Source organism: Brevundimonas fontaquae, assembly GCF_017086445.1.
Lineage (GTDB): Bacteria > Pseudomonadota > Alphaproteobacteria > Caulobacterales > Caulobacteraceae > Brevundimonas > Brevundimonas fontaquae.
The window spans coordinates 3,105,009-3,130,333 of the sequence record NZ_CP070968.1 but is presented as its reverse complement, the minus strand read 5'-3'; the positions used below and the strand labels follow the sequence as shown (position 1 = coordinate 3,130,333).

Annotated in this window: 30 protein-coding genes; 9 read left to right on the top strand and 21 right to left on the bottom strand. The window is 67.0% G+C overall.

Going from position 1 to position 25,325, the window contains the following annotated elements:
* Window positions 1-2: 2 nt before the first annotated feature.
* Entirely contained in the window at window positions 3-869 is an 867-nt protein-coding gene (locus JX001_RS15245; protein ID WP_205681658.1) for an MBL fold metallo-hydrolase, read from the bottom strand.
* A 71-nt stretch (window positions 870-940) separates the two neighbouring features.
* On the opposite strand from JX001_RS15245, the gene JX001_RS15240 reads away from it, so the two are divergent.
* The 5 genes from JX001_RS15240 to JX001_RS15220 all read left to right on the top strand — a co-directional run bounded on the left by JX001_RS15240 (window position 941) and on the right by JX001_RS15220 (window position 5,330).
* Window positions 941-1,273 (top strand): ArsR/SmtB family transcription factor, encoded by a 333-nt coding sequence (locus JX001_RS15240; protein ID WP_205681657.1) that lies wholly within the window; start codon window positions 941-943, stop codon window positions 1,271-1,273.
* Between the two features lie 5 nt (window positions 1,274-1,278).
* On the top strand, window positions 1,279-1,827 hold the full coding sequence (locus tag JX001_RS15235; protein ID WP_205681656.1) for a rhodanese family protein: 549 nt from the start codon (window positions 1,279-1,281) through the stop codon (window positions 1,825-1,827).
* Between the two features lie 4 nt (window positions 1,828-1,831).
* On the top strand, window positions 1,832-2,614 hold the full coding sequence (locus JX001_RS15230; RefSeq protein WP_205681655.1) for a sulfite exporter TauE/SafE family protein: 783 nt from the start codon (window positions 1,832-1,834) through the stop codon (window positions 2,612-2,614).
* Window positions 2,615-2,656: 42 nt separating this feature from the next.
* Window positions 2,657-4,357, top strand: a complete 1,701-nt coding sequence (locus JX001_RS15225; protein WP_205681654.1) for a bifunctional protein-serine/threonine kinase/phosphatase — start codon at window positions 2,657-2,659, stop codon at window positions 4,355-4,357.
* Between the two features lie 139 nt (window positions 4,358-4,496).
* Window positions 4,497-5,330: an outer membrane protein gene (locus JX001_RS15220; RefSeq protein ID WP_205681653.1), complete on the top strand. Its 834-nt coding sequence runs from the start codon at window positions 4,497-4,499 to the stop codon at window positions 5,328-5,330.
* A gap of 24 nt (window positions 5,331-5,354) precedes the next feature.
* Here JX001_RS15220 and JX001_RS15215 read toward each other — a convergent pair whose 3' ends face one another.
* A complete protein-coding gene (locus JX001_RS15215) occupies window positions 5,355-5,924 on the bottom strand; it encodes a YqgE/AlgH family protein (RefSeq protein WP_137722333.1) in 570 nt (189 codons plus the stop codon).
* A 129-nt stretch (window positions 5,925-6,053) separates the two neighbouring features.
* On the opposite strand from JX001_RS15215, the gene JX001_RS15210 reads away from it, so the two are divergent.
* Together JX001_RS15210 and JX001_RS15205 are read left to right on the top strand one after the other, a co-directional pair.
* Window positions 6,054-6,539: a peroxiredoxin gene (locus tag JX001_RS15210; protein WP_066626935.1), complete on the top strand. Its 486-nt coding sequence runs from the start codon at window positions 6,054-6,056 to the stop codon at window positions 6,537-6,539.
* A 48-nt stretch (window positions 6,540-6,587) separates the two neighbouring features.
* Complete coding sequence (locus JX001_RS15205; RefSeq protein WP_205681652.1) at window positions 6,588-7,019, top strand: very short patch repair endonuclease; 432 nt, start codon at window positions 6,588-6,590, stop codon at window positions 7,017-7,019.
* Here JX001_RS15205 and JX001_RS15200 read toward each other — a convergent pair.
* From JX001_RS15200 to JX001_RS15180, 5 genes are all read right to left on the bottom strand, one after another.
* A complete protein-coding gene (locus tag JX001_RS15200) occupies window positions 6,995-8,875 on the bottom strand; it encodes an ATP-binding protein (protein ID WP_205681651.1) in 1,881 nt (626 codons plus the stop codon). The genes JX001_RS15205 and JX001_RS15200 overlap by 25 nt on opposite strands.
* A 70-nt stretch (window positions 8,876-8,945) precedes the next feature.
* Entirely contained in the window at window positions 8,946-9,992 is a 1,047-nt protein-coding gene (locus JX001_RS15195; protein WP_205681650.1) for a quinone-dependent dihydroorotate dehydrogenase, read from the bottom strand.
* Window positions 9,989-10,333 (bottom strand): DUF952 domain-containing protein, encoded by a 345-nt coding sequence (locus JX001_RS15190; protein WP_205681649.1) that lies wholly within the window; start codon window positions 10,331-10,333, stop codon window positions 9,989-9,991. The genes JX001_RS15195 and JX001_RS15190 overlap by 4 nt, the downstream gene beginning before the upstream one ends.
* Window positions 10,330-10,839: a SixA phosphatase family protein gene (locus JX001_RS15185; protein ID WP_205681648.1), complete on the bottom strand. Its 510-nt coding sequence runs from the start codon at window positions 10,837-10,839 to the stop codon at window positions 10,330-10,332. The genes JX001_RS15190 and JX001_RS15185 overlap by 4 nt, the downstream gene beginning before the upstream one ends.
* A 60-nt stretch (window positions 10,840-10,899) precedes the next feature.
* Window positions 10,900-11,643 (bottom strand): methyltransferase domain-containing protein, encoded by a 744-nt coding sequence (locus JX001_RS15180; protein WP_205681647.1) that lies wholly within the window; start codon window positions 11,641-11,643, stop codon window positions 10,900-10,902.
* A 46-nt stretch (window positions 11,644-11,689) separates the two neighbouring features.
* Between JX001_RS15180 and gloB the strand changes: the two genes are divergently transcribed.
* Window positions 11,690-12,412, top strand: a complete 723-nt coding sequence (gene gloB / locus JX001_RS15175) for a hydroxyacylglutathione hydrolase (protein ID WP_205681646.1) — start codon at window positions 11,690-11,692, stop codon at window positions 12,410-12,412.
* A 157-nt stretch (window positions 12,413-12,569) separates the two neighbouring features.
* Here the strand turns inward: gloB and JX001_RS15170 are convergent, their stop codons facing one another.
* From JX001_RS15170 to JX001_RS15140, 7 genes are all read right to left on the bottom strand, one after another.
* A complete protein-coding gene (locus JX001_RS15170) occupies window positions 12,570-13,286 on the bottom strand; it encodes a DUF4908 domain-containing protein (RefSeq protein WP_241004851.1) in 717 nt (238 codons plus the stop codon).
* A 100-nt stretch (window positions 13,287-13,386) separates the two neighbouring features.
* Window positions 13,387-14,112, bottom strand: a complete 726-nt coding sequence (gene phbB, locus JX001_RS15165) for an acetoacetyl-CoA reductase (RefSeq protein ID WP_066549787.1) — start codon at window positions 14,110-14,112, stop codon at window positions 13,387-13,389.
* A 143-nt stretch (window positions 14,113-14,255) separates the two neighbouring features.
* Window positions 14,256-15,317, bottom strand: a complete 1,062-nt coding sequence (locus JX001_RS15160) for an NAD(P)-dependent alcohol dehydrogenase (RefSeq protein ID WP_241004679.1) — start codon at window positions 15,315-15,317, stop codon at window positions 14,256-14,258.
* 75 nt (window positions 15,318-15,392) lie between these two features.
* A complete protein-coding gene (locus tag JX001_RS15155) occupies window positions 15,393-16,142 on the bottom strand; it encodes a DUF72 domain-containing protein (RefSeq protein WP_205681644.1) in 750 nt (249 codons plus the stop codon).
* Entirely contained in the window at window positions 16,139-16,450 is a 312-nt protein-coding gene (locus tag JX001_RS15150) for a type II toxin-antitoxin system RelE/ParE family toxin (protein WP_205681643.1), read from the bottom strand. Before JX001_RS15150 ends, JX001_RS15155 begins: the two co-directional genes overlap by 4 nt.
* The gene (locus JX001_RS15145; RefSeq protein ID WP_205681642.1) at window positions 16,447-16,701 is read right to left on the bottom strand and encodes a type II toxin-antitoxin system ParD family antitoxin; all 255 of its coding nucleotides are present in this window, start codon (window positions 16,699-16,701) and stop codon (window positions 16,447-16,449) included. Before JX001_RS15145 ends, JX001_RS15150 begins: the two co-directional genes overlap by 4 nt.
* Window positions 16,702-16,755: 54 nt before the next feature.
* On the bottom strand, window positions 16,756-18,327 hold the full coding sequence (locus tag JX001_RS15140) for an ATP-binding protein (RefSeq protein ID WP_205681641.1): 1,572 nt from the start codon (window positions 18,325-18,327) through the stop codon (window positions 16,756-16,758).
* Window positions 18,328-18,436: 109 nt separating this feature from the next.
* On the opposite strand from JX001_RS15140, the gene JX001_RS15135 reads away from it, so the two are divergent.
* Window positions 18,437-19,180 (top strand): hypothetical protein, encoded by a 744-nt coding sequence (locus tag JX001_RS15135; protein ID WP_205681640.1) that lies wholly within the window; start codon window positions 18,437-18,439, stop codon window positions 19,178-19,180.
* On the opposite strand, the gene JX001_RS15130 is transcribed toward JX001_RS15135, so the two are convergent.
* The 7 genes from JX001_RS15130 to JX001_RS15100 form a co-directional block, all read right to left on the bottom strand.
* Window positions 19,177-20,538: a glutamate--cysteine ligase gene (locus JX001_RS15130; RefSeq protein ID WP_205681639.1), complete on the bottom strand. Its 1,362-nt coding sequence runs from the start codon at window positions 20,536-20,538 to the stop codon at window positions 19,177-19,179. The two genes, JX001_RS15135 and JX001_RS15130, sit on opposite strands and share 4 nt — an antisense overlap.
* A gap of 135 nt (window positions 20,539-20,673) precedes the next feature.
* A complete protein-coding gene (locus JX001_RS15125; protein ID WP_205681638.1) occupies window positions 20,674-21,393 on the bottom strand; it encodes a 16S rRNA (uracil(1498)-N(3))-methyltransferase in 720 nt (239 codons plus the stop codon).
* Entirely contained in the window at window positions 21,390-21,650 is a 261-nt protein-coding gene (locus JX001_RS15120) for a Txe/YoeB family addiction module toxin (RefSeq protein WP_205681637.1), read from the bottom strand. The genes JX001_RS15125 and JX001_RS15120 overlap by 4 nt, the downstream gene beginning before the upstream one ends.
* On the bottom strand, window positions 21,647-21,895 hold the full coding sequence (locus JX001_RS15115) for a type II toxin-antitoxin system Phd/YefM family antitoxin (RefSeq protein ID WP_240484514.1): 249 nt from the start codon (window positions 21,893-21,895) through the stop codon (window positions 21,647-21,649). Before JX001_RS15115 ends, JX001_RS15120 begins: the two co-directional genes overlap by 4 nt.
* A 52-nt stretch (window positions 21,896-21,947) precedes the next feature.
* Window positions 21,948-22,163 carry a hypothetical protein gene (locus tag JX001_RS15110; RefSeq protein ID WP_205681636.1) on the bottom strand — a complete coding sequence of 72 codons (216 nt, stop codon included), beginning with the start codon at window positions 22,161-22,163 and terminating at the stop codon, window positions 21,948-21,950.
* A gap of 46 nt (window positions 22,164-22,209) precedes the next feature.
* Window positions 22,210-23,373, bottom strand: a complete 1,164-nt coding sequence (locus tag JX001_RS15105) for an acyl-CoA dehydrogenase family protein (RefSeq protein WP_205683215.1) — start codon at window positions 23,371-23,373, stop codon at window positions 22,210-22,212.
* A 165-nt stretch (window positions 23,374-23,538) separates the two neighbouring features.
* A complete protein-coding gene (locus JX001_RS15100; RefSeq protein ID WP_205681635.1) occupies window positions 23,539-25,323 on the bottom strand; it encodes an acyl-CoA dehydrogenase C-terminal domain-containing protein in 1,785 nt (594 codons plus the stop codon).
* Window positions 25,324-25,325: the final 2 nt, after the last annotated feature.

The following is a 25,325-nucleotide window of genomic DNA, read 5'->3' as shown; positions in this document are numbered from 1 at the left end:
GCTCAGATCGCGTTTAGCGGCAGGCGCAGGTAGCGCTGGCCGTTGGCGTCCGGGGGCGGCAGGTCGCCGGCGCGGATATTGACCTGAAGTGAGGGCAGGATCAGCTGCGGCGCGCCCAGCGTGGCGTCGCGGGCCTCTCGCATGGCGACGAAGGCGTCTTCCGATGCGCCGCCGCCGATGTGAATGTTCTGCGCGCGCTGTTCGGCCACGGTCGTCTCGAACCGGTAGTCGGTACGGCCCTGGGGCAGATAGTCGTGGCCGACGAAGATGCGGGTGTCGTCGGGCAGGGTCAGCAGGCGCTGGATCGAGCGATACAGGGTACGGGCGTCGCCGCCGGGAAAGTCCGTTCGCGCCGTGCCGTAGTCGGGCATGAACAGGGTGTCGCCGGTGAAGACCGCATCGCCGATCCGATAGCTGACGCAGGCGGGGGTGTGGCCGGGCGTGTGGATCACCTCGACCGTCAGGTCACCCAGCGCGAAGACGTCGCCGTCGGCGTACAGATGATCGAAGACGGCCCCGTCCGGGCGCACGTCGTCGGCGCCGAACAGGGGACCGAAGGCCGACTGAACCTGGGTGATCCGCCCGCCGATGCCGATCGACACGCCCGTCATCGCACGCAGGTGCGCCGCCGCCGTCAGATGGTCGGCGTGGGCGTGGGTTTCAAGCACCAAGGCCAAGGTCAGGCCCTGCGTCTGCAGCGCCGCCATGACGGCGTCGATTGATCGCGTCGAGGTGCGGGCCGAAGGCGCGTCGAAGTCCAGAACGGGGTCGATGATCGCCGCCTGGCCGGTCGCCGGGTCGCTGACCAGATAGGTGACGGTGTGGGTCGCGGGGTCGAAAAAGCCGCGAACATCGGGGGATTGGGTCATGCGTGAATGCTCCTTCGCCACCCAATATATTAGCTATTGCTTATTTAGCAACCACGCATATATTGCTTTCCATGATCGACCTTCAGACCATCGGACTTGAGCGTTTCCAGGCCAGCGCGGGCGAGGCGGCGGCGTTGCTGCGCGCCCTGTCTAACGAGAAGCGGCTGATGATCCTGTGTCAGTTGGGCGAGGGTGAGATGTCCGTGAGCCAACTGCTGCCTCGGGTCGGCCTGTCGCAATCGGCTCTGTCCCAGCACCTGGCCAAGCTACGCGATGAGGCGCTGGTGAGCACGCGTCGGGAGGGCACGACCATCTTCTACCGCATCGCCGATCCGGCCGTCCTGAAGGTGATCGCCGTGCTGGCCGAAATCTACTGTCCCCCTGCTTCCTCCGAAAAGGTATGATCCCCATGAACGTCCTGACCCCCCTGTCCCCCGCCGAGGTTTCGCGCCGGCTGACGCAGAACACGGCCGTGCTGGTCGACATTCGCGAGCCCGACGAGTTCGCCAGAGAGCATGTCGTCGGCGCCGTCCATGCGCCGCTGTCGGCCTTCGACGCCTACACGCCGGCGGGCGCCGACGGCCGCGACGTCATCTTCACCTGCCGAACCGGCAATCGGACGGGCGTCAACTGCGACCGTCTGGCGGCCAAGACGGCGGGCCAAGCCTTTGTCCTTGAAGGCGGGCTGGACGCATGGAAGGCGCAGGGCCTGGTCACCCACGCCGACCGCTCAAAGCCGATCGAACTGATGCGTCAGGTGCAGATGGTCGCGGGCGGCCTGATCCTGATCGGGGCGGCGCTGGGGACGTTGGTGCATCCGGCCTTCTGGGGTCTCTCGGCCTTCGTCGGCGCGGGCCTGTTCTTCGCGGGCGCGACGGGATTTTGCGGCATGGCGCGGCTGCTGGCCGTGATGCCCTGGAACAGAGCCGCGACCCGGCCCGTGACGAGAGCGGCGTGATCCAGTGACGACCGAACTGACCCCGCTGGTCGTGACCGCCTTCAGCGGCGGCGTCGTCGCCCTGCTGCTGACCCTGTTCGGCGGCGGCGGATCGGTTCTGGCCGTGCCGCTGCTGCTGTATGTCGTCGGCGTCGCCGATCCCCACGTCGCCATCGGCGTTTCGGCGGCGGGCGTGGCGCTGAACGCCCTGACGGCTCTGGCCGGTCACGCCAGGGCAGGGCGGGTGCGCTGGCCCTGCGCGACCCTTTTCGCCATCACCGGCGCCGCCGGGGCCTGGTTCGGATCGTCCCTGGCCAAGATGATCGACGGCCATCAGCTTCTGCTGATCTTCGCCGTCGCCATGGCGGCGGTGGGCGTGTCGATGCTGCGTCCCAAGGCGGCGGTCGCGCGGGACGAACCCCGGCTGAATTGGTCGATGTCGCCGCGCGTCGGCATGGCGGGCGCGGGCGTCGGCTCGGCCGCCGGCTTCTTCGGCATCGGCGGCGGCTTTCTGATCGTGCCCGGCCTGATGGCGTCGACGGGCATGAGTCTGGCGACCGCCCAGGCGACGTCTTTGCTCAGTGTGGCCGCGTTCGGCGCGACGACGGCGGGCAACTATGCGCTGTCGGGCTGGGTCGATCCGGGCCTGGTCGCCGCCATGGCGGTCGGCGGGGTCGCCGGGACGGCGGCGGGTCTGCCGCTGGCGCGACGGCTGGGGTCGAACGCCCGGCTTGGGCGCATCCTGTTTGCGGGCCTGATACTGGTGGTCGCCGCCTATGTCGCGGTGCGCGCTCTTCTCGCGCTCTGAGACCTCTGTTCAGCGGGCCGTCTTTCGACCACAGTTCGGCCCATGACCGACGCCAGACTGGAGATCGCCGCCGGCTTTGCGACCTTGCAGGGGCCCAAGGCGGATAATCAGGATTTTGGCGGCGTCCATATCGGCACGGCGACCGAGCAGCGTGAACATGGGGTGGTGGCGGTGATCGCCGACGGGGTGTCGGGGTCCAAGGCCGGGCGGATGGCGGCGGAGCTGACGACGCGCAGCTTCATCGACGGCTATCTGGATCAGAACCCGCTGAACGGCATCGCGGCCAACGGCATCAAGGCGCTGCGAGGGTTCAACCGCTGGCTCCATTCGCGCGGGCGGATCGATCCGGCCATGGAGGGGGCGGCGACCACCTTCACGGCCCTTATCCTGCGCGGGCGCGAGGCGACGGCGCTTCATGTGGGCGACAGCCGGGCCTGGCATTTCCGCGATGGGGCGCTGACGCGGCTGACCGAAGACCACACGCGCGCCCAGCAGGGGCTCAGCCATGTGCTGTATCGCGCGGTGGGCATCGAGGCGGATGTGAAGCTGGATGTCCGGCAAGTGCGGCTGGAACCGCACGATCGTCTGCTGTTGACCACCGACGGGGTGCATGGGGTGCTGGCCGATACGATGATCGCGGGCCTGTTGGGACGGCGCAGTTCGCCCGATGCGGACGCCAAGGCGATCTTGGCCGAGGTGGAGGCGGCGGGCGCCCGCGACAACGCCACCGCCATCGTCATCGACGTGGTCCGCACCGGTGCGCCCGACTGGGAGGCGATCACGGCCGAGGCGGAAGGCTTGGCCATCCTGCCGCCGCCCGCCGTGGGCGATAATGTCGATGGGTTCGCGCTTCAGCGGATCGTGGCGGACGGGCGCTATACGACCCTGTTCCTGGCGAAGGACACCTTGGGCGACGCAGGCGCGGTGGTGCTGAAGTTCCCCAAGCCCGCCGTGGTGTCCGAGCGCGGGGCGCGCACCGCCTTCCTGCGCGAGGCCTTTATCGGGCGGCGCATCGACAGCCCCTTCGTCGGCAAGGTGCTGAGCCTGGATGCGGGCCGTCAGAGCCGCCTCTATATCGCCCAGCCCTTCCATGCCGGACAGACCCTGCATGCGCGGTTGGCGGAGGAAGGGCCGTTCGAGATCGCCGACGGGATCGGCGTCGCGCTGCGCCTGTCGCGCGCGGTTTCGGCCCTGCACCGGGCGGGGGTGACGCACCGCGACATCAAGCCGGACAATGTGATCCTGGAGCCACAGGGCGGGCTGAAACTGGTCGATCTGGGCGTCGCACGTCTGCGGCTGGCCGAGGAGTTCGCCGAGGCCGAGGCGCCGGGCACCGCCGGCTACAAGGCGCCGGAAATGTATGCCGGCGAGAGCGGCAACGCCGCCACGGATCAGTTCGCCCTGGGGGTGACGCTGTATCGCCTGTTCACCCGAACCTATCCGTGGGGCGAGGTGGATCCGGCCGATGCGCCGCGTTTCGACCGGGCGCCCGCACCGCCGACGCGACACCGGCCGGATATGCCCGCCTGGCTGGAGGCGGCCATCATGCGCGCCGTCGCCGTCGATCCGAACGAGCGGTTCGAGGATGTCGAGGAACTGATCCATGTGCTGGAGACCGGCAGCGCCGTCGCCGCCCCGCGGCCGCGCCAACTGTCCTTGATCGAGCGCGATCCGGTGCGGTTCTGGCAGGGGGTCAGCCTGATTTTGTTGATCGCGTTTCTGGTGTCCATGGCGACGCGTTAGCGCCCCCTACGCACAACCTAAGCTATTGGATGTGCGACATTTAGCGATGGGTCGGCCAAGGAACCTGTGGCCGCCCTTGGCTTTTGTGACGGCGAGCGGGGACGTCGCGCCCGCACTTTCGGCACGAAAGCCTCCCCAAATGATCAAGACCCTCGCTTCCAGCGCTCTGGCCCTGGCCATGGTTTCCTCCCCCGCCCTGGCGCAGTCCGTCGCCCCCGACTGGTCCGGCCCCTACATCGGCATCTTCGGCGGCTACAACCAGTCGAACGATGACGAGAACGAGAACCTCGGCTTCGACCGCAATCTGGACGGCCGTTACGGCGATCAGGTCTCGACGGCGACCGGCAACGCCTTCAGCCCTGGCTTCTGCGGGGGCATGGCGACCAGCACCGCCCCCGGCACTGGCTGCCGTGACGACAATGACGGCGTCGAAGCGGGCGTTCGCGCCGGTTACGACATCCAGTTCGGCAACTTCGTGGTCGGCGCCCTGGCCGAATACAGCGTCAACAATGTTCAGGATTCGGTGACCGGCTTCTCGACCACCCCGGCCTTCTACACCTTCACGCGCGAGCTGCAGAGCACGGCGGCCGCCCGCCTGAAGCTGGGCTACGCCTATGGCCCGGCGCTGATCTACGGCACCGGCGGTTACGCCTATGGCAAGTTCGAGAACAAGTTCCGCACCTCGAACCAGGCCAACAGCTTCACCGAAACCAGCGAAGGCGATGACGGCGACGGCTGGCAGGCCGGCGGCGGTGTGGAATACGCCCTGGGTCGCGGTCTGACGGTCAGCGGTGAATACCTCTACACCTCGCTGGACGTCGACAGCCCAGTGATCCGCGTCGGCAACACCGGCACGACCCCGGTCGCCAACCCCTTCATCTCGGCCCCGAACACCACTGGCACCGACATGATCCGCAGCAACGGCCGCTTCGGAACTCACATGGTCCGCATCGGCATGAACTACCGCTTCTAAGCCTCAAGAGGGGCGGTCTGGGCCTCAGGCCCGGCCGCCCTGGCTCGACAGCATGGCCGCGTCCACGCCCAGCTGGGCGAGGGCGCGTGTCCATTTCGACGTGTGTTCGCCGTCGAAAATCAGGTCCAGATCGGCATCGGCGGTCAGCCAGACGTTGTCGGCCAGCTCTTCCTCCAACTGCCCTTCGCCCCAGCCGGCATAGCCCAGCAACAGGGCCGATCTGCGCGGGCCCGCGATCTCGTCGGTCATGGCGGCCAGCGCCTCGCGCGTCCCGGTCATCGCCAGGCCGTCGCCGAAGGCCAGGGTGTCGTCGCCGACCGTCCAGTCGTCGGTGTGCAGCACAAAGCCGCGCTCGCGCTCGACCGGTCCGCCCATCAGGACCGCGCGACCGATGGATTGATCGGGCGCCGGCGCGTCCAGCTTGTCCAGAACCGTCTTCAGATCCACGCCTGGCGCCGGTCGATCCAGCCGCAGGCCCATGGCGTGATCCGGCCCGTGGGCGCAGATCAGGATGACGGCGTGCTCGAACCGGGCGTCGTCGATCCCGGGCATGGCGACCAGCAGTCGGCCGGTCAGGGTGGAGGCTTGGCTCATGATCCTGGCATCATCCGTCCGGAAAGCGGCGCAAGCAAGCCGATCCGGCGCTTGCGGTGTCGCCCGTGGTGTCTATGTGTCGCACACGGCCGTTCAAACGCGCCGGCCTCAAACCTCAGCGAGACAGACATGACCATTCAGATCGGCGATCGCATCCCCAACGCGACCCTCGCCCAAGCGACCGCCGAGGGCCCCAAGCCCGTCAGCACCGACGACATCTTCGCCGGCAAGACCGTAGCCCTGTTCGCGGTGCCCGGCGCCTTCACCCCCACCTGCTCGGCCCGTCACCTGCCGGGCTTCAAGGATCACCTGGCCGACATCCAGGGCAAGGGCGTCGATACGGTCGCCTGTATCTCGGTCAACGACGCCTTCGTCATGAAGGCCTGGGGCGAGAGCCAGGGCATCACCGATGACAGCATCGTCATGCTGGCCGACGGCAACGGCGAACTGACGCGCGCCCTGGGTCTGGTGCTGGACGGTACGGGCTTCGGCCTTGGCGAGCGCTCGCAGCGCTATTCCATGCTGGTCAAGGACGGCGTGGTCGAGCAGCTGAACATCGAGCAGGGCGGCGAGTTCAAGGTGTCGTCGGCCGAGCATCTGCTGGCGCAGCTTTAAGTTGGATCAATCCACGCTACCGCTTCGCTACTTGAGCGTGGATTGATCATGAACACGGATGTGTTCAGCCCCGAGAAGCGCAGCGCCGTGATGCGTTGCGTGAAGGGGCGGGATACGTCGCCGGAACTGGCCGTGCGCAGGATCCTGCGTGCGGCCGGGATCGGCTATCGGCTGGGCGGCATCGGTCTGCCGGGCCGCCCGGATGTGGTGATGAAGGGCCGCAAGGTCGCCCTGTTCGTCCACGGCTGCTTCTGGCACGGCCATGATTGCCCGCGCGGCGCGCGTCAGCCCAAGACCAACGCCGATTACTGGATCGCCAAGATCAGCCGAAACCGTGCGCGCGACGCCGCCGCCGTGAAGGCGCTGGAGGCGTCAGGCTGGCGCGTGGTCGTCGTCTGGGAATGCGAGATGCGAAAGGCCGATTTCGCCGCGCGTCTGATCGCGATGGTCCTGGGTCAGGCGGCCTCGGTCGCAGCCTGAGCGGCGGTGTCGTCCAAGACGTGCTGCAGGGCGCCGATCAGGGCGGGCGGCGTTAGGGGCTTGGAGACGAAATAGGCCATGCCGGCCGCCTGACAGGCCGCGACGTCCTCGGGCGCGGTGTCGGCGGTGACGGCGACGACCGGGGTGGCGGCGTTGGGTCCGCCGCCGGCGCGCAGGCGACGCGTCGTCTCGCGCCCGTCCAGCTCCGGCATGCGCACATCCATGAAGATGACGTCGAACACCGCCTCCTGACAGCGTTCCAGCGCGATCTTGCCGTCGGCGGCGGTGGTGATCTCGCAGCCCAGCGGCTGAAGGATCAGCTGCACCGCGCGGCGGTTGATGTCGTGATCGTCCACGACCAGCAGGCGCAGCGGCTGGTCTTCAGCATCCTCGGCGACCGCAGGCGTCGCGACGACCGGTTCGGCCTCAGGCGCTGCGGCGACGGGCGAGGGCTGGGGCGTGGGCGCGACGGAGGGCGCCAGCGAGCGGGCGATGTCCAAACGGCTTTCATCCACCGCATCGACGATCTGTACCGCCTCGTCGCCGCGCGGCAGGATCAGGGAGACGGTGAAGCGCGAGCCCTGTCCCGGCGTGCTGCGGACCGTCAGTCGGCCCCCCATCAGGTCGATCAGATTGCGGCTGATCGCCAGGCCCAGGCCAGAGCCGCCGTAGCGGGCGGTGACGCCGTCGGCGGTCTGGTCGAACGGCGTGAACAGGCGCGCCAACTGATCCGCGGTCATGCCCGAACCGGTGTCGGCGATCTCGAACAGCAGGGCGTAGCCTGACGGCTCTTCGGGCCAGGCCTGGACACGTAGGGTGATCTGGCCTTCCTCGGTGAACTTCATGGCGTTGGACATCAGGTTGTTCAGCACCTGACGGATGCGCATGACATCGCCCTTGACGTGGCGCGGCATGGCCGACGCGCCTTCGACACGCAGCTTCAGCCCCTTGGCGTCGGCGACGCCGCGCCACAGCATCAGCGTCTGTGCCAACATTTGCCGCAGGTCGAAATCCTTGGCCTCGACTGTCATTCGCCCGGCGCCGATCCGGGTGTGGTCCAGCAGGTCGTCCAGCAGAGCCTTCATCATCAGGCCGGCGTCAGTGATCAGATTGGCGCTGGCGCGCGACTGGGCGTCGGGCTCGCGAAGTTCGGCGGCGCCGGCCAGGATCGCGCCGATGGGCGTGCGCAGGTCATGGCCGATGGCGGCCAGGAAGGTCGTGTGGTCGGCCAGGTTGCGCTCGGCCCGGAGGCGGGATTCCTCGGCCAGGGCATGGGCGCGAACCACGGTGACGCTGGTCTCGATCATGCGCTGGCCGGTGATGGCGACGTAGAAGGTGAACAGCACCACGGCCGCGGCGGCGGACATGACCAGCGGACCCGATGCCCCGAGGGCATAGACGAAGAACGGGGTCGCCAGAAGGAAGCCGACCTGGGGCACAAGGCCGGCAATCATCACGGACTGGCACCGGGTGGCGTTCACGATCGCCGTCAGCATGACCGAAGTCAGCAACAGGACTGCACAGACGCCGCCGAATGCGCCGCCGATCCACCACAGGAGCAAGGAAAGGGAGGAGAAGACGGCCGAATTGACGGCGACGACGGCAAGTGTCGCAAGCTTGCGACCGGCTGAAAGCTCATAGGGGCCTTTCAGGATCGGACGATAGACGACCATCTCCATGGCCTGAACCGCCAGATACAGCACGATCCAGCCGACGGTCAGGCGCACCCCGATCATCGGAATCACGATCAAGGCGACAGCCGCCGACGCCACGAGCCGTTGCACCGCCGCGCTCGAGCGTTGGCGAACGGCGGCGGTCCAGCTGCTTTCAGCGGTATCGACGGCGGTCGATTTCATTCAGGCCCTCGAATGACGAACGCAGGTCGCTCGTATCGTTCATCCTAGGCCGATCGACACTAACGCTCCGTCAACGGCCGGTCCCGATCGCCTCCGCCATTGTGGAAAAGCCGTCAGCGCGCAGGCGGGCGGCCAGGTCACGCTTGATGCGGGCGACCAGGCCGGGCCCCTCGTAGATCAGGGCGGAATAGATTTGGACCGCCGAAGCCCCCAGGCGAATGCGGGCGTAGGCCTCCTCGCCGCTGTCGATGCCGCCGACGGCGATTAGGGGCAGACGACGGGCGGCGGCCTCGGCCGCCGCGCGCAGGGCCTTTTCCGCAAAGGGACGGATGGGCGCGCCGGACAGGCCGCCGGTCTCGTGGGCGTTCGGCGAGCGCAGGCTCTCGGGACGTTCCAGCGTGGTGTTGGACACGATCAGGCCGTCGATCCGGTGGGCCAGCGACGCCTCGACGATCATGCCGATCTCGTCGGCGATCAGGTCGGGCGCGATCTTCAGGAAGACCGGCACGCGGTCGGGGCCTGTAGCGGGGCGGGCGGCGTCGATGCGGCCCAGGAGGTCGTCCAACTGCTCGCGGCCCTGAAGCGCGCGCAGGCCCGGCGTATTGGGCGAGGAGATGTTGACGGTGAAGTAGGCGGCGCGGCCGGCGAGGCGTTGCAGACCGGCGACATAGTCAGCCGCCTTGTCCTCGGTGTCCTTGTTGGCCCCCAGATTGGCGCCGACGACGATGCCCTTTGGGCGCTGGTCCAGCCGCTCGGCGAAGGCGACGAGCCCGGCGTTGTTGAACCCCATCCGGTTGATGATGGCCCGGTCCTCGCTGAGGCGGAACAGGCGGGGCTTGGGATTGCCTGGCTGGGGTCGTGGCGTGACCGAGCCGCATTCGACGAAGCCGAAACCGAGCCGCGACAGGCCGCGCAAGGCCTCGCCGTTCTTGTCCAGACCCGCCGCCAGACCGACCGGATTGGGCAGGTCCAGCCCCGCCAGCTGTGTTCTCAGGATCGGATCGTCCGCGGGCGGCGTCGGCAACGGGGCCAGCGCCAACCCCTTGATCGCCAGCTGGTGCGCCTGCTCCGGATCGAGCCGACGCAGCAGGGCGGCGCCGAGGTCGGTCAGGCTCATGCGTCGTCCTCGAACGCCATCTCGCCGTCGGCCGCGACGGAAAAGGCGCGCGAGGCCGTGACGGCGGCGACGGGCAGGGGGGAATAGAGATGCGGGAACAGATCGCCGCCGCGCGACGGCTCCCAGATCAGGTCGCCGCCGAACCGGTTGAGATCGACGGTCAGCAGCAGCAGGTCGCCGCGCCCGGCGAAGTGCCGCCGCGCGGTCTCGGCCAGTTGCGCCTCGGTCGACATGTGGATGTAGCCGTCGGCCAGATCGACGGGCGCGCCGTCGTATCGGCCCTCGGCGACGGCGGCGCGCCATTCGGCGGCGTCGACGATCTTGTAGGCGATGTCGGTCATTCTGATGGCGCGCCCAGAGACCGCGGCGTCAGGAAGCCTTCGTAGGTGCAGCGCCCCGCGACATCGACGCTGAACAGGGCGGCGGCGCCGGTCGGGAAGCCGGCCGACAGCTTGTCCACCACCGCCGGCGAGGCGGCGCTTTCGATCAGATATTCGGCGGCCAGCACGTGGACGCCCGGATTGTGGGCCAGGATCAGCAGGCAGCCGGCCTCGTCCTCGCTGGCCTCGACGAAGCGGCGGATCACGTCGGAGGGGGCGTTGTAGAGGGCGTCCTCGTCGCGGACTTCCACATCGCCGAAGGCGTCGTGCATCTGGTCCCAGGTCTGGCGGGTGCGCACGGCGGTGGACACCAGCGCCAGGTCCGGCTTGAGGCCCCGCTCGGCCAGGGCGCGCCCCATCAGCAGAGCCTCGGCGCGGCCGGCGGCGGACAGGGGACGGGCTTCGTCGCCGCCAGAGGGGGCGGAGGCTTCGGCCTGGGCGTGCCGCATCAGGATCAGTCGGTGCATGGCCTTCGCCATAAGGCGGTTTCGCCCGGCCCGCCAGATGGGGCGACGGTCAACTCGCCGTCAGTCGCGATGTTCGCCCCGCGAAGAGACGGAGGCGGCGGGTTGGGGCGCCAGGACGGGGGCGGCGACGCGCTGGGCATGGCCGCTAGGGCGGATGCGGGCGTAGTTGTGGCGCGAGGCCTCCAGCAGGATGAGCCCGGCGGTTCCGGGAAAGACCCGGCGCCCGACTTGTTCGAATCCTTCGGCCAGCGGCAGCATCGGCCCCCACGGCGGGACATAAAGGGTCTGGGACCAGGCCATCGGCTCCAGCCCGACATCACGCACCAACCGTTCCAACTGGCGCCGGGTGAAGGGGCGGCCGTGACCAAAGGGGGTGTTGTCCGCCCGCGCCCACAGGCCGCCGCGCGCCGCCGCCGCCAGGATGATGCGCCCGGTCGGCGAAAGCGCGCGCACCGCTTCCAGCAGCAGGGCGGCGGGGTCGTCGGCCTCTTCCAGGGCGTGGACCAGCAGGATGCGGTCGAACGATCCGGCGGGGAAGGGCAGGCGGCGGTCGTCAACCAGCAGGGTGCGGTTGCGCCCGACCGTCGGCCAATGCTCGACGCCTTGCCCGTCCGGCATGGCCGCGACGACGCGCCGCGCGCCGACGAAGGCGTCCAGCCAAGGGGTGGCGTAACCGACGCCCAGCACGTCGCAATCTGCCGCCTCGCCCCAGGCATCGTCCAGCCGTCGCGCCACCAGCCGCCGCGCCAGCGCTCCGGTCGGCTCGCCGTAGAAGGTTCGAAGCTCGTCGATGCTGCGCCGCATGGCCCCACTATAGGCCTGTCGGCGGCCCTGCTGCTAGGATGGGCGCATGACCCTGGATGTGCATCTGTTTCCCTGCCGCGCCGACAACTACGGCTTCCTGATCCGCGACGCCGCGACCGGCGTGGTCGCTGCGGTCGATACGCCCGATGCCGCGCGCATTCTGGAGGAGCTGGAAGGCCTGGGCTGGGGGCGTCTGGACCTGATCCTGAACACCCACTGGCACCCCGATCACACCGAGGGCAACGCTCGGCTGAAGGCCGACTGGGCTTGCGAAATCGTCGGGCCGGAAGAGGTCCGCAAGGTCGCGCCGCTGGATCGCGTGGTGTCGGACGGCGACGTGGTGATGGTGGGCGAGACGCGGTTCGAGGTCACTGAAACGCCGGGCCACACCCTCGGCCATGTGGTGTTTCATGCGCCGGCGGACGGCTTGGCCTTTACCGGCGACACCCTGTTCGCCCTGGGCTGCGGTCGGTTGTTCGAGGGCACGCCCGAGCAGATGTTCGAGAGCCTGCAGCGGCTGAAGGTCTGGCCCGATCAGACCGTGATCTGGTGCGCGCACGAATATACGGCCTCGAATGCGCGCTTCACCCTGAGTTTAGACGACCGGCCCGAGACCGCCGCCCATGCCGAGGCGATCTTCGCGGCGCGTGAGCGGGGCGAACCCACGGTGCCGACGACGCTGGGGGTGGAGAAGCGGTTCAATCCGTTCCTGACCGCGACGGATGCGGGTCAGTTCGCCGCGCGCCGGGCGGCCAAGGACAGCTTCTAAGGACAAGCAAATCGTCATTCAGGGGCGTCCGTAGGACGAACCCGGAAGCCAGGGGTGCGCGCAGTCTGCTCGAGCATGGTCAGGCGACTGAGACTGCCACCTGGGTTCCGGGTTCCTCGCTGGGCTCGGCCCCGGAATGACGATCAGGCGTACCGCCCTAGCGGTTCAGGGCGTCCCCGCCCACAACCCGCACGATCCGGGCCGACGACGGGCGGCCGGCGATGCCGGCGTCGGCGTCGATGACGATCCGCAACGTGCCCTGGACCAGGCTGACGCCCGGACGCCCCTGATCGGACACGACGACACGGCGCACGCGCTCGACCTGGGCGCGCAGGTTGGAGGACCGCGCCATGCGCACGATGGCGTCGCTGGCGGCCGAGACGGTGTCCGCGGCGACCTGTTCCGAGCCGGGCTGGATATCCACGTCGATGACGATCAGCCGGCCCATCGCCGTGCTGGCGCGGTAGCTCTGGCGCATGAAATATTCGACAAGCTGAGCGCCGGTCATCGCCGCGCTGGCCAGGCCCTGCGCTTCGCCGACCCGCGAGGCGGGCGAGCCTTGGGGCGTCGCGGTGGTATAGAGGGTCACGGCGCCATCGGGCGTGACGCGCAGCACCTGATCGCCGTTGTCGTTGCGATAGATGATGTCGCCGCGCGGCGCGGGCGTGGGCCGCAAGACCCAGACCTCGGTCGAGCGTTCCAGCCGCATCAGAGGCCGCGACCCGGAGGTGTCCAGGATGAACCCCTGGCCGCTGCTGCTGACGTAGCGGGCGGTCGGCGGCACGGTCCGACGCGACTGGGCCTGGCTTTCGGACGGGACGACCACAGGCGCGACGACGCCCACGCCGATGACCGCGATGGCGGCGACCGCCATCGCGGTCACGCGTGGCGATTTTTTCGCCCTGACCGATCCCAACAACTTCATGACAGACTTGATGAAACCCGCGCGCGGCGGATTTTGGGCGAAGCCCGCCTCAACCCACCAGGTACTGACCACCGTTCAGCGACAGTGTGCAGCCTGTGACATATCCGGCACGCTCGCCCACCAGCCAGGACACCATGTCGGCGATCTCTTCGCCCTTGCCCAGGCGGCCGACGGGGATGTGGCTGATGATGCCCTCCAGCACCTTGGGGTCCATGGCGCCAACCATTTCGGTGTCGATATAGCCGGGCGCGATGCAGTTCACCGTCACGCCCTTGCGCGCATTCTCCAGCGCCAGCGCCTTGGTGAAGCCGATCATCCCGGCCTTGGCGGCGGAATAGTTGGTCTGGCCGATCTGACCCTTCTGACCGTTGATCGAGGAAATGTTGACGATGCGCCCGTGGCCCCGGTCGCGCATGCCGTTGATGACCTGGCGCGTCATGTTGAAGACGCTGTCCATGTTGACGCGGATCACGTCGGACCACTGGTCGTGACTCATCTTGTGGAAGAAGCCGTCGCGGGTGATGCCGGCGTTGTTGACCAGGATGTCGATGGGACCGAGCTGATCCTCGACCTCCTTCACCGCGCGGGCGCAGTCGTCGAAGCTGCCGACGTTGCCTTTGACCACCATGACGTCCAGCGCGTCGGCGATGGCCCTGGCCGCCTCGTCGTTGCCGGAATAGCCGGCGGCGACCTTGAAGCCGTCCTCGTGAAGGCGCTGAACGATCGCCTTGCCGATGCCCCGGGTCCCGCCCGTCACGAAAGCTACGCGCGCCATATCGTCTCCTGTCCCTATGCAGACCCTTGAAAGGCCTTGTCGGAGTTCAGGATTAACGTGCGAGCGCTAGCGCGCAAGGCGAGAATCTGACGCGACGGAAGTTTCATGCCTCCGTCGCGTTTCGTTGATCTTCGTCCCGGCGATCAGGCGGCCAGCTTTTCCATATCGATGACGAAGCGATAGCGGACGTCGGATTTCAGCATCCGCTCATAGGCGTCGTTGATCTGGTCCGGGGCGATGGTTTCGATGTCGCAGGCGATGCCGTGCTCGGCGCAGAAGTCCAGCATCTCCTGCGTCTCCCTGATGCCGCCGATCAGCGAGCCGGCGATGCGGCGACGACGCCACAGCAGGGGCAGGGCGAAGACCGGCAGGCCCTCGGTCGTCAGGCCCAGCATGATCATGGTCCCGTCGCGCGCCAGAAGCTGGATGTGGCTGGCGATCTCGTGCGTGGCCGAGACGGTATTGATGATTAGGTCGAACTTCTCGGCCGCCGCCTTCATCGCGTCCTTGTCGGAGTTGATCAGGAAGTGTTTGGCGCCCATCCGCTCGGCGTCGGCCTTCTTGCGGTCCGAAGTGGACAGGACGGTGACGTCCGCCCCCATCGCCGCCGCCAGTTTGACGGCCATATGGCCCAGGCCGCCCAGGCCGATGACCGCGACCTTGGAGCCGGGTCCCACGCCCCATTCCTTCAGCGGCGAATAGGTGGTGATGCCGGCGCACAGCAGGGGGGCGGCGACGTCCAGCGCCAGGCTGTCGGGGATGGACAAAACGAAATGCTGATCGACGGTGATATGGTCGGAATAGCCGCCCTGGGTGATGGCTTCCGACGTGCCGCCCTTCTTGTCCTTGCCGCCATAGGTGCCGGTGAAGCCGGGGATGCAATATTGTTCGACGCCTTCCTGGCAGGAGGCGCATTCGCGGCAGCTGTCGACCATGCAGCCGACGCCGACGCGGTCGCCTTCCTTGAAGCGGGTGACGTTCGATCCAACCGCCTTGACCAAGCCCGCGATCTCATGACCCGGCACCAGCGGATAGGTCGAACGGCCGCTTTCGCTGCGCGCGGCGTGCAGGTCCGAATGGCAGACGCCGCAGTATTTGATGTCAATCAGCACGTCGTCGGGGCCGGGATCGCGGCGGTCGAAGCTGTAGGGCGTCAGCGGCTTGTCGGCGGCGGTCGCGGCGAAGGCGCGTGTGGCGATCGGCATGGGGTAGTCCTTCAGGCTTTGCGATGAGCCGGCTTCAGATAAGGCGGCGGCACGGGTCCGCGAGACGGCGGACCGCTATTTCAGCTTTGCGATCAGCGCCTGAGCCGCCGCCGGGTTCCGAACCTTCGCGCCCGAGATGAAATAGGCGAAGACCTCGCCGCGTTTGGCCCAGGTTTTCGCTTGATCCGCCACCGCATCCAGCTCGGTCGCCGTCATGCCGGTCGCCTCATCCTCGCGGCTGGACATCAGCCGGGCGTAGCTGAAGTCGGCGGTCGCCTCGTCGATCTGGGGCCAGGTCGGCTCCTCGTCATCGACCGCATAGACGATGGCCGCGCCGTATTTGCGGGCCAGATCATAGAATTGTTCGGTGGCGAAGGTCGGGTTGCGAACCTCAAGCGCATGCCGCAGGCGCACTCCGTCCTTCTCCTTGGGTAACAGCTTCAGGAACCCCTCGAAGTCTTCGGCATCGAACTTCTTCGTGCCCATGAACTGCCAGTTGATCGGGCCCAGCTTGTCGCCCAGTTCGGTCAGGCCCTGGCTCAGAAACTTGTCGAAGCTTTCGGCGCCGTCGGACAGCACCTTGCGATTGGTGCAATAACGGCTGGCCTTGACCGAGAAGACGAAGCCGTCCGGCGTCTCGTCGCGCCATTTCTTCCAGCTGTCGGGCTTGAAGGTCGAATAATAGGTGCCGTTGATCTCGATCGAGGTCAGTTTCGACGCCGCATATTCAAGCTCGCGCTTCTGAACCAGGCCCTCCGGATAGAAGACCCCGCGCCACGGCTCAAACGTCCAGCCGCCGACGCCGACATGGATGGAATGGGTCATGGTTCGCTCCGTTCGTCGCCGGTCGCGCCTTGCCAATCCTCGTGTCCGTGACGAACCCGCTGGATGAGGACGCCGTCCTGTTCCTGATCGTAGATTATCACGTGGGCCTTGAAGGCGAACACGCGGATGGGCGGATCGTATTCCAGACGCAGTCGGGCCATGCCGGGAGAGGCCGCCAACCGCCGAAACAGGGCGTCGAGTTCGTCCAGATAGCCGTCGGCCTGTCGCGGACCGAATTGGTCGTGTCCCTGGATGTAGATGGCGACGAGATCCTCGCTCGCCTCCTTCGACAACCGATAGCCGCTCATTCTGCTTTGCGTCGCGCGGCGATGCGTGACAGGGCCTCGGCGCGAATATCCGCCATGGTCATCTGGCTGATCCCGCTGGCCCGGCCTTCATCGATCAGGCGCTGCATGTTGGCGATCTTCTCTGCCTTGACTTGCTCGCGGCGGATCAGATCGCGCACCACGTCCGACGTGTTGGCGTAGCGCCCGGATTTCGCCTGTTCCTCGACCCAGGCCTTCATGGGATCGGGCAGGGAGATGTTCATCGTCGCCATGGTCGGCCTCCTCTCGACGAGAATGGCTACTTGGCAAACTTTGTCAACGTCGTATCAGGGCGCGGTCGCCACCTGTATGCCGGCCAGCAGGCTGGCGGCGGTGATGGGTTTGGGGACGTGCAGGTCGGCGCCGGCGTCGCGCGCCTGGTCGCGGTGCTCGCTCATGGCGTTGGCGCTGAGCATGATGATCGGCGTGCGGGCCTGAGCGGCGCGCGCGGCCTCGACATGGCGAATGGCGCGGGTGGCGGTCAGGCCGTCCATGCCCGGCATCTGCATGTCCATCAGGATCAGGTCGAAGGTCTCGGACTGGAAGGCGGCCAGGGCCTGTTCGCCATCCGCGACGGTGACGACCTGCATGGCGTGGGCCGCCAGGATCAACTGAACGACGCGCTGATTGACCGGGTGATCCTCGGCCAGCAGCACGCGCAGGGGCGCCAGGGCGCGGTCGGCTTCGGCCGCACGAGCGCGCCGTTGGGCATCGTGTTCGGTCAGGGAGGCGGCGCGCGTCAGCGGTATCTCGACCGTGAACCGGCTGCCGACGCCCGGCGTGGAGGCGGCGGAAATCCGCCCACCCATCAGTTCGACCAGCGAACGACAGATCGACAGGCCCAGGCCCGTGCCGCCGAACCGGCGCGTGATGGTGCTGTCGGCCTGGCTGAACCGATCGAAAAGACGGGCCGCGTGGTCGGAAGAAAAGCCGACGCCGGTATCCTCGACCCGCAGCGTCAGCTGGGTCAGGCCGTCGGAATCCTCGTCTACCGCGATGACAACGGCGACGGAGCCCTGATGGGTGAACTTGATGGCGTTGGACAGCAGATTGTCCAGCACCTGACGGATGCGGGTGCTGTCGCCGACGAACAGTCCGCGCGCATCGGCGTCGCGGCGAGTATCGAAGCGCAATCCCTTGGCCTCGGCCTTCAACCGCATCACGTCCAGCGGGGCGGAGACGGCCTCGTCGAGATCGAAGGGTCGGCTTTCCAGGTCCAGATGCCCGGCCTCGATCTTGGATACGTCCAGAATGTCGGACACCAGTCGCTCCAGTGTCACGCCGGAGCTTGCGATCAGGGCGACCATCTCGGCCTGCTCGGGCGTCAGGTCGGTGCGCGACAGGGCGTCGACGATCCCGATCACGCCGTTCAAGGGCGTGCGGATCTCGTGGCTCATATTGGCCAGGAATTCGGACTTCGCGGCATTGGCGGCCTCGGCGGCGGCGGTGGCCTCGCGCAGGGCGCGTTCGGCGGCGACCTTTTCGGTCACGTCGCGCGCGATGCCATAGATGCGGTCGCCCTGACGATGGGCGCGCCATTCGACGGTGACATAATGGCCGGCCTTGTGGCGATAGCGGTTGACCTGGCCCAGGACCGGATCGCCCGGCCGCCGGTTTTCGACCTCGACGATGCTTTGGCGGGTGGCGGCATGGTCGTCCGGGTGGATCAGACGCAACAGGCCCTGACCCTCGATCTCGTCGGGCCGATAGCCCAGCATGGTGAACCAGGAGGCGCTGGCCTTGACCACGCGCCCATCCAGCTCGCGCACCACCAGCAGATCCAGCGACACATCGAAGAAGGTGTCCAGATCGACATCGGCTGTGGGGAAGGCCAGGGTCGCAACGGACGAACAGGTCATGGGCACTCTCTTGAACTGAGACCCATGTTACGGCGCGTCCGTTAAGCTCGCCTTGCAGCGGCGCGAAACGCCTGGTGGCGTCGTTCGCCATGTCGGCTAGGATCAGCTCATGATCTTCCTCCTTGCCCTGATCGCCATTCTGCAATCCCCGCCGCTAGGGGGCGGGATCGAACCCCTGCCCTTGGCTGACGACCGGGCCTGCACGGCGGACGGGACCCTGTGCGTTGGTCTGACGCAGCAGGCGCGCGATGGCGAGCCGGCCTTCACCCCGGTCATCCGTGCGCCTGACGCCCTGCCGACCGGTCCGAAAGAGGCGTCGGGCGAGGTGGAGACCTACCGTCCCTGGGACGGCTTGATCCGACTGTCGGACGGCGGGTTCCTCGCCGGGGTCGAGAAAGACGCCAGCAGTCTGTATTCCGGCGGCAGCGGCCACGCGATCGAGCTGCGGCTTTACCGACTAGACGCCGAGGGCGATGCGGCATCGGCGCCGGTTCTGTCCGTGCCGATTCAGGGCGCGGTCATGATCCGGGCGTGCTTCACCGAAGAGGACATGAAGCGGCGCGCAGAGGCTTGCCACGACAACTACAGCTTCAAGGGAGTCCTCACCGTCGAGGCGGGAGTGGAAGAGGGCGGCCTGCCGGTCCTGACCTATGAGACCACGGCGACGGCCTATCCGCGCGGCGCCTCGCGATCCGAGGATTCGTCGGAGAAACCGCCGCTGAAGCCCGCCGACCTGGTCACCGCGCGCGATCCGAGATGCAGCTTCAGCCGCCGGTTCGCCTTCGACGCCAAGACGGGCGAGTACCAGCCGAACAGCCCGCTGCCCGACTGCTCGGACTATACCGTCCCCTAGTAGGCGAAGTCGGCGTAGATGCGCTTCACGTCGCCCTGCCAGGCGCCGTGATACAGATCCAGCAGGCGCTCAGCCGGGGTGATCCCGCTGTCGGCGATGTCTTCCAGTTCCGAAAGATAGCCGCGCTCGTCCACCATGCCGCCCGAGAATTTGGCGCGGTTCTTCAGCCCCTGTTTGGCGATGTTCACCAGGTCGACGGCGATGTCGCGCACCGATCGGCCCGCCACCTCGGCCTTCAGACCCAGGCGGGTTACGTCGCGGCGCAGACGTTCGTGGTCGGCGATGTCCCAGTCCTTGACCAGGTCCCAGGCGGCGGCCAGCGACGGGGCGTCGTACAGAACCCCGGCCCACAGGGCGGGCAGAGCGCAGATCCGGCTCCAGGGTCCGCCGTCGGCGCCGCGCATTTCCAGATAGGCCTTCAGCCGCACCTCGGGAAACAGGGTGGTCAGATGGTCGTTCCAATCCTTCAGGGTCGGATACTGGCCGGGCAGGGCGGGCAGTTTGCCGGCCTGGAAATCGCGGAACGACTGGCCCGAGGCGTCGACGTATTTGCCGTCGCGCTTGGCGAAATACATCGGCGTGTCCAGCGCATAGTCGGCGTAGCGCTCGAAGCCGAACCCCTCCTCGTACACGAAGCCCAGCATGCCCGTGCGGTCGGCGTCGGTGTCGGTCCAGACATTTGCGCGGGCCGACAGGAAGCCGTTGGGCCGTCCCTCGGTGAAGGGCGAACAGGCGAACAGGGCCGTGGCGATGGGTTGCAGCGCCAGCGAGGTGCGGAACTTCATCACCATGTCGGCTTCGGAATCGAAGTCCAGGTTCGCTTGGATGGTGCAGGTGCGCAGCATCATGTCCAGACCCAGGGTCCCGACCTTGGGCATATAGGACCGCATGATGTCGTAGCGGCCCTTGGGCATTACCGGCACCTGTTCGCGCGTCCACAGCGGGTCGAAACCGGCGCCCAGGAATCCGACGCCGATCTGATCGGCGACCTGTTTGACCTCCATCAGATGCTGGCCGGTCTCGTTGCAGATGTCGTGGATGGTCAGAAGCGGCGCGCCCGACAGCTCGAACTGACCGCCGGGCTCCAGGCTGACCGAGGCGACGAAGCCTTCGCTGTTCCGGCGCTCCAGTCCGATCAGGAAGCCGTTTTCCTCGACGGGCGACCAGCCGAAGCGTTGCAGCCCCTCCAGCATGGCCTTGATGCCGTTCGGGCCGTCATAGGCGGGGCGGGCCAGGGTGGTCTTGTCGAAGCCGAACTTCTCGTGCTCGGCGCCGATGCGCCACTGGTCCTTGGGCTTGATCCCCTTGGACATGGCCTCGATGAGGGCGGTCCGGGTCAGCGGCGCGTTGTCGGTCATGCGTCAGTCCCCTGCGGGCGCATCGTAAGCGACCGTGTGTCGCGGCTAGATGGGCAAGATTGCGGCAAGGCTCAAGAGGGCTTTCGTGTTTCCCTGACGCTCGTCGCGCGTTGGCTCGCTGCCTGAGGGGCGGACTTATCGTTCCCAATCACCGACGGCCGCCTGCCACAGGGTCATGGCGGCGATGGCGGCGGTGTCGGCGCGCAGGATGCGCGGGCCCAGCGACACGGCGGTGGTGAAGGGCAGGGACAGCAGCCGCTCGCCCTCTTCCGGCGAGAACCCGCCCTCCGGCCCGATCAGGATGGACCAGGGGCCTTCGCCTGCGTCGCGCAGGGACGAGACGGCGGGCGCCCCGCCGGTCTCGTCGCAGAACATCAGCCGGCGTCCGGTCTCCCAGCCGTCCAGCAGGGCGTCCAGCTTGATCGGATCATCAACGGCGGGCACGTCCATCCGCCCGGTCTGTTCGGCGGCTTCCTCGGCGATGGCGTCCAGCCGGTCCAGGCGGATGCGGTCGGCGTTGGTGCGTTTCGTCAGGACCAGCCGCACCCGGCGCGCGCCCAGCTCGGCGGCCTTTTCCACGATGGTCTCGACCCGCGCCTTCTTCACCACCGCAACGATCAGTTCCAGATCGGGGCCGAAGGTCTGGGGTCGCACCTGTTCCTCGGCGCGCAGTATCACGCCCTTCTTCAGCACTTCCGCGACCGTACAGCGCCACTCCCCATCGCGCCCGTTGAATACCAGCAGATCGTCCCCGGCCTTCAGACGCATGACCTGGGTGAGATAGCGGGACTGGTCCAGCGTGGGCGCGACGGGAGCGGCGGCGGCGAGCGGCGATGTGACGTGAAGGCGGATCATCGGTCGTAGTGATAGCGGCATTGGGCGATCAAAAGCGCATCGTCGGTCACGCGATAGACGAGCCGATGTTCCTGGTCGATGCGCCGCGACCACCATCCCGCAAAATCGCCCTTCAACGGTTCTGGCTTTCCAGTCCCGGAAAAAGGCGTCCGCTGGCATTCAATGATCAGCCGATTGAGCTTTCGCAGCATCTTTCGATCATGATCTTGCCAGTGAAGGTAATCCTCCCACCCGTAGGTCTGGAAGGTCAGCTTCATTCTTCGATCAGTTCGCGAACCTGACCGCCGCCCGCATCGAGTTCGGAGATCGCCTCACGCAATCGCGCGGCGTTCGCCGGGCTGCGCAGCAGGTACTCGGTCTCTTGCCAAGAGGCGAAGTCTTCCAACGACATCAGCACCGCTGCGGGTTTGCCGCCCTCGCGCGTGATGATGGTGTAGTCATGATCCGCCGTCACCCGGTCGATGGCCGCGGCGAGGTTCTTGCGGAGTTCGGTGACGGACATCGCGTTCATGGCATGAATGTACGTGATTAAGTACATTCATGCAAGGTCGTGTCTAAGGTCTGTCGGGCGTCCCTTTTTGGTCCGCCTTCTCTCGGGACGCTTCGCGCTGCGCTTCTATCAGCCGTTCGGTCGAGGGGCTTACGATCTTCTGGATATCAAGCAACGCGCTGCCGACGCCGATGGAGGCGGCGTCTCGCCTGCGCCGCTTCATGGCGCCGACCAGCATCGGCATCAGCCAGAGCGCCGCCATGAGCACCGCCGTCGCCACAACCCACTCCATCATCGCCGCATTCTCCGTTCGATTGGGAAAGTGGCTACAGCGTCCTCGCGATCAAGAGCTTCATGATCTCGTTGGTGCCGCCGTAGATGCGTTGGACGCGGGCGTCCTTGTACAGTTGGGCGATCGGATATTCGTTCATATAGCCGTAACCGCCGTGCAACTGCAGCATCTCGTCGATGGTCTCGCCCTGGATGTCGGTGACCCAGTATTTGGCCATGGAGGCGGTGGCGGCGTCGAGTTTGCCCTGCAGATGCAGGCCGATGCAGTGGTCGGTGAAGACCTTGGCGACGGTCAGCTTGGTCTTGACCTCGGCGAGTTTGAACTGGGTATTCTGGAAGTCGATGACGCGTTTGCCGAACGCCTTGCGCTCCTTGACGTAGGCCAGCGTCGCCTCAAGGCCGCGCTCGGCGGCGGCGACGCCCTGGACGGCGATGTTCAGCCGCTCCTGGGGCAGCTGCTGCATCAGCTGGACGAAGCCCTGGCCCTCGGTCCCGCCGATGATGTTGTCGCCGGGGACCTTCACATCGTTGAAGAACAGTTCGGAGGTGTCGTTGGCCTCCATGCCGATCTTGTGCAGGTTGCGACCGCGCTCGAACCCTTCAGCGCCATCGGTCTCGACCACGATCAGCGAGGTGCCCTTGGCGCCCTCGGCCGGATCGGTCTTGGCGACCACGATCAGGAAGTTGGCCAGCTGGCCGTTGGTGATGAAGGTCTTGGAGCCGTTGACGACATAGCCGTTGCCCGACTTGACCGCCGTGGTCTTGACGCCTTGCAGGTCCGAGCCGGCGCCCGGTTCGGTCATGGCGATGGCGCCGACCAGTTCGCCCGATTGCAGGCGCGGCAGCCAACGCTGCTTCTGCTCCTCGGTGCCGTAATGCCAGATGTAGGGCATGACGATCGCATTGTGCAGCGAAATGCCGAAGTGGTCCGCGCCCTTCCAGCCCAGCTGACGCATCAAGACGACCTCGTGCCGATAGTCGCCGCCAAAACCGCCGTCCTCTTCAGGCAGCGACAGGCCGAGCAGACCCGACTCGCCCGCGTCGTTCCAGAGCTGACGCGGCACCGACGAGTCGGCGATCCATTGCTGCACCTTCTCGAGCGGCGCGTGCTCGTCGATCCATTTGCCGACGCTGTCGGAGAAGAGGGTGATCTCTTCTTCACGCATGAATTCGGGATCGGGGCTGCCCAGCACGTTCATCATCATGTCTCCTCCCCACTCCGTGGGGAGGGGGACCGCGAAGCGGTGGAGGGGCTCTGTCCAACGCTGGGTTTCAGGAATGAGCGACGGAAAGAGCCCCTCCGTCACGACGCCGAAGAGACGCCGCGCCACCTCCCCGCAGAGCGGGGAGGAGACGGTTCAGCCTCAGAACGCCTCGGCCGGCATGGCCATCAGCACGTCGGCGCCGGTCTTCATCTTCTTCAGATGGGCTTCCGCGTCGGGCAGGATGCGCTCGACGAAGTAGCGGCCGGTCTGAAGCTTGTTGGCGTAGTAGGGGTCGGTCGAACCGGCCTCGACCTGCGCTTGCGCGACCTTGGCCATCTGCGCCCACATATAGGCCAGCGCCGTCAGGCCGAAGACGTTCAGATAGTCGGTCGAGGCGGCGCCGGCGTTGTCTGGATTGGCCATGCCGTTCTGCATCAGCCACATGGTGCCGTCCTGCAGCTTGGCCTTCACGTCGGCCAGGCCGTCGACGAAGGGCTTGATGGCTTCATTGCCGCTGTTCTCGGCGACGAAGGCGTCGATCTCGCCGAACCAGGTCATGATGGCGCGGCCGCCGTTGGCGGGCAGCTTGCGGCCGACCAGGTCCAGCGCCTGGATGCCGTTGGTGCCCTCGTAGATCATGGTGATGCGGGCGTCGCGCAGATACTGCGAGGCGGTGAAGTGTTCGGTGTAGCCCGATCCGCCATGCACCTGCATGCCCAGCGAGGCGACGTGGAAGCCCTTGTCGGTCAGATAGGCCTTCAGCACCGGCGTCAGCAGGCCCATGTAATCCTTGGCCTTCTGGGCCACGGCGGCGTCCTCGGACTTCTCCAGATCGGCGTGAAGCGCGGTCCACAGGATGAAGGCCTGGCCGCCTTCGACGAAGGCCTTGGATTCCAGCAGCATGCGGCGCACGTCGGGGTGGACCATGATGCTGTCCGCCGGGCCGTCCGGGTTCTTCGGTCCGGTCAGCGAACGGCCTTGCAGGCGGTCCTTGGCGAACTCGACGGCGGCCTGATAGGCGGCGGTGCCGATGGCCAGACCCTGCAGGCCGGTGCCGAGGCGGGCTTCGTTCATCACGACGAACATATTGTTCATGCCGCGGCCTTCTTCGCCGATCAGCCAGCCCTTGGCGCCGTCGTACTGCATGACGGCGGTGGCGTTGCCGTGGATGCCCATCTTGTGCTCGAGGCCGGCGCATTCCAGGCTGTTGCGCTCGCCCAGCGAACCGTCCTCATTGACCAGGAACTTGGGCACGACGAACAGCGACAGGCCCTTGATGCCCGGAACCGCGCCTTCGACGCGGGCCAGCACCGTGTGGATGATGTTGTCGGCGAAGTCGTGCTCGCCCGCCGAGATCCAGATCTTCTGGCCGGTGATCGAATAGGAGCCGTCGCCGTTCGGCACGGCCTTGGTGCGCACCAGCCCTAAGTCCGTGCCGCACTGGGGCTCTGTCAGGTTCATCGTGCCCGACCATTCGCCGGTCGCCATCTTGGGCAGGTATTTCTGCTTCAGCTCTTCGGAGGCATTGGCGTGGATGCCGGCATAGGCGCCGGCCGTCAGGCCGGGATACATGGAGAAGGCGGCCGATGCGCCCGCCGTCATCTGGCCAAAAGCCGAGGCCACCACGCTGGGCATGCCCTGACCGCCATAGGCCGGGTCGGCGGCCAGCGCCATCCAGCCCGCTTCTGACATGGCCTTGTAGGCTTCCTTCCAGCCCTTGGGTCCGGTGACCACGCCGCCCTCGGCCCAGTGGCAGCCTTCCTTGTCGCCCGGATTGTTTATCGGGGCGATGACCTCGTCGGCGAACTTGGCGCCTTCTTCCAGGATCTGGCTGACCAGATCCGAAGAGACGTCCTGGAAGCCCGGCTGGTTGGTGTAGCGGTCGATCTCCAGCACTTCATTCAGGATGAAGGTGAAGTCGCGGACAGGCGCCTTGTAGGCCATGG